At 72.2% G+C, this 12,566-nt stretch carries 11 protein-coding genes; 4 read left to right on the top strand and 7 right to left on the bottom strand.

Annotated features, from left to right (window positions below; translation table 11 throughout):
• Nucleotides 1-6: 6 nt before the first annotated feature.
• The 5 genes from pdxS to pgsA all read right to left on the bottom strand — a co-directional run bounded on the left by pdxS (nt 7) and on the right by pgsA (nt 4,559).
• Nucleotides 7-924: a pyridoxal 5'-phosphate synthase lyase subunit PdxS gene (pdxS, locus tag ACFWU6_RS16585; RefSeq protein ID WP_383804994.1), complete on the bottom strand. Its 918-nt coding sequence runs from the start codon at nt 922-924 to the stop codon at nt 7-9.
• A 195-nt stretch (nt 925-1,119) separates the two neighbouring features.
• Complete coding sequence (locus tag ACFWU6_RS16580) at nt 1,120-1,662, bottom strand: hypothetical protein (protein ID WP_383981655.1); 543 nt, start codon at nt 1,660-1,662, stop codon at nt 1,120-1,122.
• Nucleotides 1,663-1,831: 169 nt separating this feature from the next.
• Nucleotides 1,832-2,995, bottom strand: coding sequence for a glycosyltransferase family 4 protein (locus ACFWU6_RS16575; RefSeq protein ID WP_383804990.1), 1,164 nt, complete (start codon nt 2,993-2,995; stop codon nt 1,832-1,834).
• A complete protein-coding gene (locus tag ACFWU6_RS16570) occupies nt 2,995-3,897 on the bottom strand; it encodes a phosphatidylinositol mannoside acyltransferase (protein ID WP_383981653.1) in 903 nt (300 codons plus the stop codon). Before ACFWU6_RS16570 ends, ACFWU6_RS16575 begins: the two co-directional genes overlap by 1 nt.
• A complete protein-coding gene (gene pgsA / locus ACFWU6_RS16565) occupies nt 3,897-4,559 on the bottom strand; it encodes a phosphatidylinositol phosphate synthase (RefSeq protein WP_383804987.1) in 663 nt (220 codons plus the stop codon). Before pgsA ends, ACFWU6_RS16570 begins: the two co-directional genes overlap by 1 nt.
• A 254-nt stretch (nt 4,560-4,813) precedes the next feature.
• Between pgsA and ACFWU6_RS16560 the strand changes: the two genes are divergently transcribed.
• The 3 genes from ACFWU6_RS16560 (at nt 4,814) to ACFWU6_RS16550 (ending at nt 9,310) form a co-directional block, all read left to right on the top strand.
• A complete protein-coding gene (locus ACFWU6_RS16560) occupies nt 4,814-7,027 on the top strand; it encodes an elongation factor G-like protein EF-G2 (RefSeq protein ID WP_383981651.1) in 2,214 nt (737 codons plus the stop codon).
• A 157-nt stretch (nt 7,028-7,184) separates the two neighbouring features.
• Nucleotides 7,185-8,852: a hypothetical protein gene (locus ACFWU6_RS16555; protein ID WP_383981649.1), complete on the top strand. Its 1,668-nt coding sequence runs from the start codon at nt 7,185-7,187 to the stop codon at nt 8,850-8,852.
• A gap of 50 nt (nt 8,853-8,902) precedes the next feature.
• A complete protein-coding gene (locus ACFWU6_RS16550) occupies nt 8,903-9,310 on the top strand; it encodes a DUF1992 domain-containing protein (RefSeq protein WP_383981647.1) in 408 nt (135 codons plus the stop codon).
• A gap of 34 nt (nt 9,311-9,344) precedes the next feature.
• Here the strand turns inward: ACFWU6_RS16550 and ACFWU6_RS16545 are convergent, their stop codons facing one another.
• Together ACFWU6_RS16545 and thrS are read right to left on the bottom strand one after the other, a co-directional pair.
• Nucleotides 9,345-9,905, bottom strand: a complete 561-nt coding sequence (locus ACFWU6_RS16545; protein ID WP_383804979.1) for an HIT family protein — start codon at nt 9,903-9,905, stop codon at nt 9,345-9,347.
• 80 nt (nt 9,906-9,985) lie between these two features.
• Nucleotides 9,986-11,962, bottom strand: a complete 1,977-nt coding sequence (thrS, locus tag ACFWU6_RS16540; RefSeq protein ID WP_383804977.1) for a threonine--tRNA ligase — start codon at nt 11,960-11,962, stop codon at nt 9,986-9,988.
• Between the two features lie 134 nt (nt 11,963-12,096).
• Between thrS and ACFWU6_RS16535 the strand changes: the two genes are divergently transcribed.
• Entirely contained in the window at nt 12,097-12,564 is a 468-nt protein-coding gene (locus ACFWU6_RS16535; RefSeq protein ID WP_383981645.1) for a GNAT family N-acetyltransferase, read from the top strand.
• Nucleotides 12,565-12,566 lie beyond the last annotated feature (2 nt).

The following is a 12,566-nucleotide window of genomic DNA, read 5'->3' as shown; positions in this document are numbered from 1 at the left end:
GTCCGGTTACCAGCCGCGGTTGGCGTAGCGCTCGGCCTCGGGGAGGGTGTCGCAGTTGATGCCGACCATGGCCTCGCCCAGGTTGCGGGAGGCGTCCGCGATGATCTTCGGGTCGTCGAAGAAGGTGGTGGCCTTCACGATGGCGGCGGCGCGCTTGGCCGGGTCGCCCGACTTGAAGATGCCGGAGCCGACGAAGACGCCCTCGGCGCCGAGCTGGCGCATCAGCGCGGCGTCGGCCGGGGTGGCGACGCCACCGGCGGAGAACAGCACGACCGGGAGCTTGCCGAGCTCGGCGACCTCCTTGACCAGCTCGTACGGGGCGCGCAGGTCCTTGGCGGCGGCGAACAGCTCGTTGTTGTCGTAGCCGCGCAGGCGGGCGATCTCGTTCTTGATCTGGCGCAGGTGGCGGACGGCCTCGACGACGTTGCCGGTGCCGGCCTCACCCTTGGAGCGGATCATGGCCGCGCCTTCGGCGATGCGGCGCAGGGCCTCGCCCAGGTTGGTGGCGCCACAGACGAAGGGGGTGGTGAACGCCCACTTGTCGGAGTGGTTGACCTCGTCGGCCGGGGTCAGGACCTCGGACTCGTCGATGTAGTCGACGCCGAGGGACTGGAGCACCTGGGCCTCGACGAAGTGGCCGATGCGGGACTTGGCCATGACGGGGATCGAGACGGCCTCGATGATCTCTTCGATCATGTTGGGGTCGGACATGCGGGCCACCCCGCCGTCCTTGCGGATGTCGGCGGGGACCCGCTCCAGGGCCATGACGGCCACGGCGCCGGCGTCCTCGGCGATCTTCGCCTGCTCGGCGTTGACCACGTCCATGATCACGCCGCCCTTGAGCTGCTCGGCCATGCCGCGCTTCACGCGCGAGGTGCCGATCGCCGACTCGGCGGACTGGGGGGAGGTGGGAAGCGTGCTCACGGATTGACCTCACTCGAAGGGGAAGACGCAACTACTACACGACTGAGAAAACCCCACCGACCAGTCCACAGCAAGGGCCAATGTGTAGCCGGTGGCTCCTCGACTTGTCCGCTGCGGCCCTGGACCGCTCCCCGACGGGTCCCTGCTGGGCCCTGTCGGTCGAAGTCCCGCCCGGCCCTACGTTGACGACAGGACCTAGACCGGCCGGTCCGCGAGATCGGCGGGGGGCTCGTCGTCCATTTCGAAGGCGAGCGGGAAGGGCGCGTGCCCCGCCAGCCTGAACCAGCGGACCTTGCGGTGCCTGCGCAGGGCGCGGGCGGCGCGTACGGAGTCGTTGTGGAAGCGCCGCGCCATGGGCACCCGGCGCACGGCCGCGGCGAGCTCCTCGGTGGCCTCGGCCCCGCCGGGTGCGGCCTTGAGCACCTCGACCTGGTCGACGTCGGCGAAGACGGCCCGCAGTGCCTGGCTGAGCTCGCTCTCGGCGACCTCCCGGTGCTCCTCCTCGGCCTGCCGGGCGGCGTGCGCGGCCTCGTACAGCACCAGGGAGGAGGCGGGGTCGAGCACGCCGGAGGTGGAGACCTCCACGACGACGGAGGCCCGCCGTACGAGCTGTGCGTCGAGCGCCGCCCGCGCGGCGTCCATCCGCGAGTGGAGCCGGTCCAGACGGCCCGCCGTCCAGCTGAGGTGGACACCGACCACGGCGAGCGCCAGGGCGATCCAGACAAGGTTTTCGATCACGGGCGGCGACTCTACCGGCCCCCGCCCCGCCCACGGTCAGCCCCCGGGGGCGCTACGGCGGGCCCGCCGGGCCCCCGTGGCCGGTCCGGGCCGCGCCCCCGGCCGTCGCGGGAGTGCCGGCCCGTCGCGGGAGTGCCGGCCGGGCCCGGCCGCGCCCGCGGCGCGGCCCTCACGCGTCCCGGGAGAGGCCCAGCCTGGTGCGCAGGGGGACACGTTCGTCCGCGGCCACCGCCGCCGCGCCGTCCGTCACCGTCTCGTAGACCGCGAGGATGTCGGCTCCGACCGTCGCCCAGTCGAAGCGGCGTACGTGGGCCGAGCCGCGGGCGCTGAGCTCGGCGCGCCGGGCCGGGTCCCGCAGGAGGGCGATCGCGCCGGCCGCGAGGGCGTCGGCGTTCTCGTTGGCGAAGAGGTCGCCCGCCCCGCCCTGGTCCAGGACCTGCGCGAAGGCGTCCAGGTCCGAAGCCAGCACCGCGGCGCCCGCCGACAGGGCCTCGACGAGGATGATGCCGAAGCTCTCGCCGCCCGTGTTGGGGGCCACGTACACGTCCACGCTGCGCAGCAGCCGCGCCTTGTCCTCGTCCGAGACCATGCCGAGGAACTCCACCCGGGACCGGAGGTCCGCCGGGAGCGTCGCCACGGCCTCCTCCTCGTCGCCCCGGCCGGCGACCAGCAGCCGTACGTCCGGGCAGGCCTCCACGATCTTGGGGAAGGCCGCCATCAGCACCGGCAGCCCCTTGCGGGGCTCGTCGATGCGGCCGATGAAGCCGAGGGTCCGGCCGCCCCACTCGGGCTTGGGTTCGGCCTTCGCGAAGAAGTCCACGTCGACCCCGTTCGGGATGACCACCGCGTCCCCGCCCAGGTGCTCCACCAGGGTGCGCCGCGCGTACTCGCTCACCGCGATCCGCGCGCTGATCTTCTCCAGCGCCGGCTGGAGGATCGGGTACGCCGCGATCATCGCCCGCGAGCGCGGGTTCGAGGTGTGGAAGGTGGCGACGATCGGTCCCTGCGCCGCCCAGCAGGCCAGCAGGCCCAGCGAGGGCGAGGCGGGCTCGTGGATGTGGATCACGTCGAAGACCCCGTCGTGCAGCCAGCGGCGCACGCGGGCGGCCGAGAGGAAGCCGAAGTTCAGCCGCGCCACCGACCCGTTGTACGGCACCGGCACCGCCCGTCCCGCCGAGACCACGTACGGCGGCAGCGGGGTCTCGTCGTCGGCCGGGGCCAGGACGGACACCTCGTGGCCCAGGCGGATCAGGTGGTCGGCCAGGTCGCGGATGTGGAACTGGACGCCTCCGGGCACGTCCCACGAGTACGGGCACACGATGCCGATCTTCACTACGGGCGCTCCTCCAGGTCGTCGAGCCACAGCCGCTGCAGCATGTGCCAGTCCTCCGGGTGCTCGGCGATGCCCAGGGCGAAGGCGTCGGCGACCGCCTGGGTCATGGCCCGGGCCTTCTCGGGCCGGGTGCCGGTCCCGGGCACCTCCACCGCGGGGTGGATCCGGCCGTACATCTGCGGCGTCTCGCCGTAGTACAGCGTCGCCGGGAGCAGCACCGCGCCCGTCTGCTGGGCCAGCAGGGCCGGCCCGGCCGGCATCCGCGCCGTGGAGCCGAAGAAGTCCACCTCGACCCCGGAGGCCGACAGGTCCCGGTCGGCGACCAGGCAGACCAGGCCGCCGGAGCGGAGCCGGCGGGCGAGCGTGCCGAAGGCGGAGCCGCCGCTGTGGGGCAGGACCTCCATGCCCAGGCTCTCCCGGTAGGCCACGAACCGGTCGTAGAGGGACTCGGGCTTGAGGCGCTCGGCGACCGTGGTGAAGGGCACCCCGAGGTGGCCGGTGGCCCAGGCCCCGGCGAGGTCCCAGTTGGCGAGGTGCGGCAGGGCCACGACGACCCCGCGCCCGGAGGCGAGGGCCTCGCGCAGGATGTGGTCGTCCTTCATCTGCACGTCCGTGCCGAACCGCTGCGGGTCCATCGTCGGCAGCCGGAAGGACTCCATCCAGTACCGCATGTAGGAGCGCATCCCCGCCCGCGACAGCTCGCGCAGCCGCTCCGGGCCGGCGTCGGGCACCACCCGCGCCAGGTTCGACTCCAGCCGCAGCACGCTCTTGCCGCGGCGCTTCCACGCGAAGTCGGCGATGCGGCGGCCCAAGGCCACCGCGGCCGGCTCCGGGAGCTTCTTGACCCCGGCCCAGCCCAGCCCGTACAGCCGGTCGACCAGCTTGTCCTGTGCGGCGCCCATCAGGCGGCGCCCCCTTCCGCCGACGCCGCGGCGTCGGCCTCGGCCGCCTCGCGGCGCACGGTGACCACCCGCTGGATCAGCGTGACGAGCGAGCCCGCCGCGACGATCCACAGGGCGACCGGGAGCAGGACGCCGATCCAGGACGGCGCCCCGAAGACCTGCAGGCCGGAGAGGCCGGCCGCGACCAGCGAGATCACCAGGCGCTCGGCGCGCTCGATGAGCCCGTTGACGGCCACCGGCAGCCCGATCGACTCGCCGCGGGCCTTGGTGTACGAGACCACCTGGCCGCTGGCCAGGCAGAAGATCGCGACCGCGCACAGGGCGTTGTCGTTCCCGGAGCCCGCGTACCAGAGCGCGAGCCCGCCGAAGATCGCCGCGTCGGCGACCCGGTCGAGGGTCGAGTCGAGGAACGCGCCCCACCGGCTGGAGAGGCCGGCCTGGCGGGCCATGTTCCCGTCCACCAGGTCGGAGAAGACGAAGAGGGTGATGGTGATCGTGCCCCAGAAGAACTCGCCCCGGGGGAAGAAGACCAGCGCTCCCACCACCACTCCGGCCGTGCCGATCAGGGTGACCGCGTCCGGGCTCACCCCCCGCCGGAGCAGAAAAGCGGCGAATGGCGTGAGAACACGCGTGAAGAATGCACGCGCGTACTTGTTCAGCATGGCCTTCCCGGAGGGTCGCTGGGCCGCACGGCCACCACGGCCACCGGCTGGCCCATCGTAGCCAGCACGCCGCGCCCCGGGCGCCGCGCACCCACCGGTTCGGGCCATGTGGGCCGTACTTCATCCCCCCCGCGCCCTCCCGTCGTGCCGCCGGCACGTGCCCGGCACGACGTATGGACGCGGTGTGACACCGGTGCAAAGCTCGAAGGACCCCGTTTCCCTCCTCACCGTCACCACCGGGAGGCACGAACACCATGGGAGCCACATCACACCAATCCGGAGCCGCCGGCAGGGCACCGACGGCCGACCGCCCCGCCTCCGTACGGAACGTCGTGCTGGTCGGCCACAGCGGGTCCGGCAAGACCACACTGGTCGAAGCCCTGGCCCTGACCGCCGGAGCCGTGAACCGGGCCGGCCGGGTCGAGGACGGCGCCACCGTCTCCGACTACGACGAGATCGAGCACCGCAGGCAGCGCTCCGTCCAGCTGTCCCTCGTCCCCGTCGAATGGGGCGGAATCAAGGTCAACATCCTGGACACCCCGGGATACGCCGACTTCGTCGGAGAGCTCAGGGCCGGTCTGCGCGCCGCGGACGCGGCCCTCTTCGTCGTCTCGGCCGCCGACGGCGCCGAGGGCCTCTCCGGGGCCACCCGCGCGGTCTGGGACGAGTGCGAGGCCGTCGGGATGCCCCGCGCCATCGTCGTCACCCACCTGGAGGCCGCCCGCGCCGACTACGCCGCGATGGCCGCCGTCTGCGGCGACACCTTCGGCGCCGAGGACCCCGACGCCGTCATCCCGCTGTACCTGCCCCTGTACGGCCCCGCCGCCCCCGACGGCCGCGCCCCCGTCACCGGGCTCCTCGGCCTCCTCTCGCAGCGGGTGTACGACTACGCCTCCGGCGAGCGCGCCGAGCGGGAACCGGACCCGGCCGAGCTCGCCCTCATCGCCGGGGCCCGCGCCCGCCTCATCGAGGGGATCATCGCCGAGAGCGAGGACGAGAGCCTCATGGACCGCTACCTCGGCGGCGAGGACATCGACCTCAAGACCCTCGTGGACGACCTGGAGCGCGCCGTCGCGCGCGGCACCTTCCACCCCGTCCTCATGGCCGCCCCCGCCGCAGACGGCGCGCGCCAGGGCCTGGGCACCGTGGAGCTCCTCGAACTGGTCACCGGCGGCTTCCCGAGCCCGCTGGAGCGGGCCTCCGTCGGGGTCACCGCCCCGGACGGCTCCGCCTGCCCCGATGTCGTCTGCGACCCCGACGGCCCCCTCGTCGCCGAGGTCGTCAAGACCTCTTCGGACCCCTACGTGGGCCGGGTCTCCCTCGTCCGCGTCTTCTCCGGCACCCTGCGCCCCGAGGAGACCGTCCACGTCTGCGGGCACGGGCTCGCGGAGCGCGGCCACGCGGACCACGACGTGGACGAGCGGACCGGCACTCTCACCTCCCCCTTCGGCAAGCAGCAGCGCCCCCTGACCCGCTGCATCGCGGGCGACCTCGCCTGCGTGGCGAAGCTGACCCGCGCGGAGACCGGCGACACCCTCTCCGCCAAGGACCACCCGCTGCTCATGGAGCCGTGGGCGATGCCCGACCCGCTGCTCCCCCTCGCCATCGAGGCCCACAGCAAGGCCGACGAGGACAAGCTCTCCCAGGGCCTGGCCCGCCTCGTCGCCGAGGACCCCACGATGCGGCTGGAGCAGAACCAGCACACCCGCCAGCTCGTCCTGTGGTCCCTCGGCGAGGCCCACCAGGACCTCGCCCTGGAGCGGCTGCGCACCCGCTACGGCGTCCGGGTCGACCCGGTCCCGCACCGGGTCAGCCTGCGCGAGACCTTCGGGGCCAAGGCCTCCGGCCGCGGGCGGCACGTCAAACAGTCCGGCGGCCACGGGCAGTTCGCCATCTGCGAGATCGAGGTCGAGCCGCTCCCGCCGGGCAGTGGCATCGAGTTCGTGGACAAGGTCGTCGGCGGAGCCGTCCCCCGGCAGTTCATCCCGTCCGTGGAGAAGGGGGTCCGCGCCCAGGCCGCACGCGGCCTCGCCGCCGGCCATCCGCTGGTCGACGTACGGATCACCCTGCTCGACGGCAAGGCGCACTCGGTGGACTCCTCCGACGCCGCCTTCCAGACGGCCGGCGCGCTCGCCCTGCGCGAGGCCGCCGCCGAGGCGCTCCTGCACCTCCTCGAACCGGTCGCCGAACTCTCCGTCGTCGTCCCCGACGAGTACGTCGGACCGGTCATGAGCGACCTCGCGGGCCGCCGCGGCCGCGTCGTCGGCACCGACCAGGCGGGCCCGGGGCGGACCAGGGTCCGCGCCGAGATCCCCGAGATCGAGATCGGCCGCTACGCCGTCGAGCTGCGCTCCGTCTCGCACGGCACCGGCAGCTTCACCCGCAGCTACGCCCGGCACGAGCCCATGCCGCCCCACATCGCCGACACGGTGCGGGAACAGTCCGCGAAGGGAGCCCGGTTGAACTAGTGCTGTGACCGGAACGGTTCACCGCACCGGTCGAAGTGCCGCCCGACCGCCAACCCGCTTGCGGTGGGCGGCATTTCCCTGTCCCATGACCATGGGGCGGAATCCGCCGATAGGCTCTTCGGCGCACGCAGAGCACGGCACAGCGATGGGGGCAGCGGTGGCGGACGACGGATTCGACTTCAGGCCCGGAGCGCAGGTCCCCCTCCAGGGGGGCGGGGGGCAGACGGCGGCGACCAACGCGCTGGCGTCGGCCGCCTACCGGGACGGCGCGAAGGACACCAAGCTCGACCTCATACTCGGCGCCAACGGCGAACACCACGCGGCCACGGTCAAGCCCCCGCGGATCTCCCTCTTCGAGCCCAGCCTGGGCGAGGCGTTCTGCCGGGCGGTCGAGACCCGCACCCTCGGTCCCGGCCGCAAGCCGCTGATCCAGTCCTTCGGCGCCGATCCGCAGACCGTCGTCGAGCACTGCCTGGCCGCCTCCCGCATCCGCAAGGAGCGCGACCGCAAGCTCCGCCTGATCGTGCTGGTCTGCGGCGTGCTGTTCCTGCCCGGCCTGCTGCTGTGGCTGGGCCTGTTCCAGCTCCGCAAGTCCCTGGCCTCGGGCGACGGCAAGCGCGCGTCCTGGGTCGGCACGGCCCTGCTGGTCGGGGTCGCCGTCCTGGTCGCGATCCTGATGTTCCGGCTGCCGTTCACCGGCTTCCTCGGCCTGTACCTGCGCGCCATGGTCATCGCGCCGGCGCTGGGCTGGCTGCTCGCCCGCCGCATCTGCGAGGCCACCGCCGCCGACCTGCGCTCGCGCTGGGACGGGCTGCTGGGGGGCGGCGGCGTCGCCGCCAAGATCCCCGAGGCGGTACCCGGCAACCCCGACGAGAAGGCCCGCGAGGACCTGCGCCACCAGCTGGCCAAGCTGACCGCCGAGGACCGCAGCAACTCGGTCTTCTACGCGGGGTCCAAGGGCATCCTCGGCATGGGCACCCGCTGGGGCAACTGGCAGCTGGCCGAGGAGCTCGCCCCCAAGACCGAGGGCGGCGAGATCCACCCCTTCCGCAGCTGGGACGTCATACGCGCGATCGACGCGCAGCTGCGCAAGCTGGAGCGCGGCCCCCTGCACACCGGCGGGTTCCCGCCCGCCGCCATCCAGCACTGGATCGTGACGCCGGTCGGCGAGGGAGCCGCCGAGGTGGCCCGCCCCACCGGCGAGAACGTCGACACCTTCCTGATCAAGCCGCACGAGATCACCCGGATCTGCAACGAGCAGCAGTTCAACGCGGGCAACCGCCACTACCTCGGCATCCAGTACCCGCTCTGGGACGGCCAGCTCGTCATCACCATGCTGGTGACCGTCACGGTGCTCTACAAGACCCTGCGCGTGGACGTGACCGCCCACGCCCTGGGCCCCGTACACGGCCTGTTCACCACGAAGTCCAAGGCGCCGGTGGTGGAGGTGCCCAAGAGCATCCGCTTCTGGGAGACCGTGGAGCGCCCCCTGCCGCTGGTCGACGCCCAGGAGGTGGTGCGCCTCGCCGTGCGCGCCCCCCTCACCTGGTACCCGCCGATCCTGGACTACTTCGGCGGCAAGCTGGTCCTGCCCGAACCCTTCGGCGTCCGGCACGTGTGGGCGGGCTCGATGTGGCGCCACCGGTTCATGGCGGACGACGCCCTGCGCACGGTCGCCCCGGTACTGCGCGCGGTCCACGCGGCGACCTTCAGGGTCCTGGAGGAGAACGGCGTCGACACCGAGCGCTTCACCAACCGCTCCTCGATCATGAGCGGCATGATCCAGGAACCGGCACCGCGCAAGGCCGACATGTACGACGCCTAGCTAGGCTGGGGGCGCAGGGCAAGGCGTCCGTACGATCCGGAGGTGCAGCCGTGACCGAGCGCAAACCCCCTGGTGTCAGCTTCGAGTCCTTCGTGGACCGGCAGATCGGCGAGGCCGCCGCGCGGGGGGACTTCGAGAAGCTGCCCGGCTACGGCAAGCCGCTGGCCTCGCTCGACGCCCCGTACGACGAGCTGTGGTGGATCAAGGGGAAGCTGCACCGGGAGGGCTTCTCCGCGCTGCCGCCGGCCCTCGCTCTGCGCAAAGAGGCCGAGGACGCCCGGGAGGCGGTCCGCGCGGCCCGCTCCGAGCGCCGGGTGCGGGAGGTCCTCGCCGAGATCAACGACAAGATCCGGGCGGCCCTGCGGATGCCGCCGCCGGGCCCGCCGCTGAACCTGACGGAGTTCGACGTCGAGCACGAGGTCGCCGCGTGGCGGGCCTGCGCTCCCGACCGCGCCTAGTGCTGTGACCGGATGGGTTCACCGGGGCGCGGCACTAGGCGACGGGCCAGGCGTCCGCGAGCATCTGGCGGGTGTCCGCGAGGAGTTGCGGCAGCACCTTGGTGTGTCCGACGACCGGCATGAAGTTCGTGTCGCCGCCCCAGCGGGGCACGATGTGCTGGTGCAGGTGCGCGGCGATGCCCGCGCCCGCGGCGGCGCCCTGGTTCATGCCGATGTTGAAGCCGTGCGCTCCGGAGGCCTTGCGCAGCGCGGCCATCGCCCGCTTGGTGAGCTCGGCCAGCTCGGCCGTCTCGGGGCCGTCGAGCTCGGTGTAGTCGGCGACGTGCCGGTACGGGACGACCATCAGGTGGCCGCCGTTGTACGGGTAGAGGTTGAGCACGGCGTAGACGTGCCGGCCCCGCGCCACGACCAGTCCGTCCTGGTCGGACATCTCCGGAATCCCGCAGAAGGGACAGCCGTCCCCGGCCTCCGGGCCGGTGGGCTTGTTCTCCCCCTGGATGTAGGCCATCCGGTGGGGCGTCCACAGACGCTGGAACGCGTCCTGCGTGCCCACACCGATCTGCTGCTCCGGCTCAATCGTCATGGGATGCAGCATATGACCTTGCCCGCGCGGACGAGGAAGGCCCCCGGGAAGCGGTCGCTCCCCGGGGGCCCGGCCTGCGCGTTCCGTGCGGATCAGACCTGGACGCGGTCCGCGACGACCTTGGCCAGCTTGGCCAGCGCCTCGTCCTTGGCGATGCCGTTCTCCTGCGAACCGTCGCGGTAGCGGAAGGAGACCGTGCCCGCGGCCATGTCCTCGTCACCGACGATGATCATGAAGGGGACCTTGAGCTTCTGGTGGTTGCGGATCTTCTTCTGCATGCGGTCGGAGGAGGCGTCCACCTCGACGCGCAGACCCTGCTTCTTCGCCTCGGCGGCGAACTCCTGGAGGTACTCCACGTGCCCGTCGCCGATCGGGATGCCGACGGCCTGGACCGGGGCGAGCCACGGCGGCATGGCGCCCGCGTAGTGCTCCAGCAGTACGGCGAAGAACCGCTCGATGGAACCGAACAGCGCGCGGTGGATCATGACCGGGCGCTGGCGGGAGCCGTCGGGCGCGGTGTACTCCAGGTTGAAGCGCTCCGGCAGGTTGAAGTCCAGCTGGACGGTCGACATCTGCCAGGTGCGGCCGATGGCGTCCCGCGCCTGTACGGAGATCTTCGGGCCGTAGAAGGCCGCGCCGCCCGGGTCGGGGGTCAGCGGGAGCCCCTGCTTCTCGGCGACCTGCTGGAGGACCGCGGTGGCCTCCTCCCAGGCGTCGTCCGAGCCGACGAACTTCTCCGGGTCCTTGGTGGACAGCTCCAGGTAGAAGTCGGTCAGACCGTAGTCGCGGAGCAGGTTCAGCACGAAGGTGAGCGTGCGGTCGAGCTCCTCCGCCATCTGCTCACGGGTGCAGTAGATGTGCGCGTCGTCCTGGGTGAAGCCGCGGGCGCGGGTCAGGCCGTGCACGACGCCCGACTTCTCGTACCGGTACACGGTGCCGAACTCGAACAACCTCAAGGGAAGCTCGCGGTAGGAGCGGCCGCGCGCGTCGAAGATCAGGTTGTGCATGGGGCAGTTCATGGGCTTGAGGTAGTAGTCGGTACCACCGTCGAGCTGCATGGGGGGGTACATGCCCTCCGCGTACCAGTCCAGGTGGCCGCTCTTCTCGAAGAGGGCGCCCTTGGTGGCGTGCGGGGTGTAGACGAACTCGTAGCCCTCCTCCTCGTGCCGGCGGCGCGAGTAGTCCTCCATGGTCCGCCGGATGACGCCGCCGCGCGGGTGGAAGACGGCCAGGCCCGAGCCGATCTCGTCCGGGACGGAGAAGAGGTCGAGCTCGTTGCCGAGCTTGCGGTGGTCGCGCTTCTCGGCCTCGGCGAGGAAGTCGAGGTGCGCCTTGAGCTCGTCCTTGGTGGGCCACGCGGTGCCGTAGATGCGCTGGAGCATCGGGTTCTTCTCGCTGCCGCGCCAGTAGGCGGCGGCGTTGCGCATCAGCTTGAAGGCCGGGATGGTGCGGGTGGTGGGCAGGTGGGGGCCTCGGCAGAGGTCCTTCCAGCACAGCTCGCCGGTCTTGGGGTCCAGGTTGTCGTAGATGGTCAGCTCGCCGCCGCCCACCTCGACGTTCGCGCCGTCCTCGGTCGAGGCGGAACCCTTGATGCCGATGAGCTCCAGCTTGTACGGCTCGTCCGCGAGCTCTTCGCGGGCCGCCTCGTCGGAGACCACGCGGCGGGCGAACTTCTGCCCGCGCTTCTGGATCTCCTGCATCTTCTTCTCGATGACCTTGAGGTCCTCGGGGGTGAAGGGCTTCGCGACGTCGAAGTCGTAGTAGAAGCCGTCCCGGACCGGCGGGCCGATGCCCAGCTTGGCCTCCGGGAACAGCTCCTGCACGGCCTGCGCCATGACGTGCGCGGTCGAGTGGCGCAGGATGTTCAGGCCGTCCTCGGAGGAGATCTCCACCGGCTCGACGCTCTCGCCGTCCTTCACCTCGTACGCGAGGTCCTTCAGCTCACCGGCGATGCGGGCGGCGACGATGGTGCGCTCGCCGGCGAAGAGCTCCGCCGCCGTAGTGCCCGTGGCCACCACGCGCTCGTCCCGCTCGGAATCGCGTTGGATGATCACACGGACGTCTGACACCGGTCTCTCCTGACTCAGGGGGTGCGCAAGCGAACACTGCGCGCCTGAATCGTACCGAGCGGAGTGGCTGCGCCGCTAAACGGTTATCGGGCGGGCCCGCCCGGGGGCTCCCCGGCCCTCGGTAGCCTGGCCGCATGCGCAGCCCGCGAATCCGCCCCCTGGACCTGACCGACCACGCCACCGCGGCGGCCGTGCACCGGATCGGGCTGGCCGCGTACGCGGTGGAGGCGGAGCTGATCGGCTTCCACGGGATCCCGGCGCTGGGCGAGAGCCTCGGGCAGATGCGGGCGCACGCCTCGAACTGGGTCGGGTCGGTCTCCGAGGGCGGGAAGATCGCCGGTTTCCTCGCCTGGCAGGAGCGCACCGACGGCGGCGTCGGGATCGACCGGCTCTGCGTGGACCCGGCGTGGTTCCGCCGGGGCGTCGCCTCCCAGCTGCTGCGCCACGCCCTGACGGACCTCTTCCCCGGCCGTCCCCTCACGGTCACCACGGGCGCCGCCAACACCCCCGCCGTGACCCTGTACGCACGCATGGGCTTCACCCGGGGCCCCGACTTCTCCCCCGCCCCGGGCCTGCGCATGGCGTCCTTCAGCCGCCCGTAGCG

Source organism: Streptomyces sp. NPDC058674 (assembly GCF_042716505.1).
GTDB lineage: Bacteria > Actinomycetota > Actinomycetes > Streptomycetales > Streptomycetaceae > Streptomyces.
This window is presented reverse-complemented; position numbering and strand designations above follow the sequence as displayed.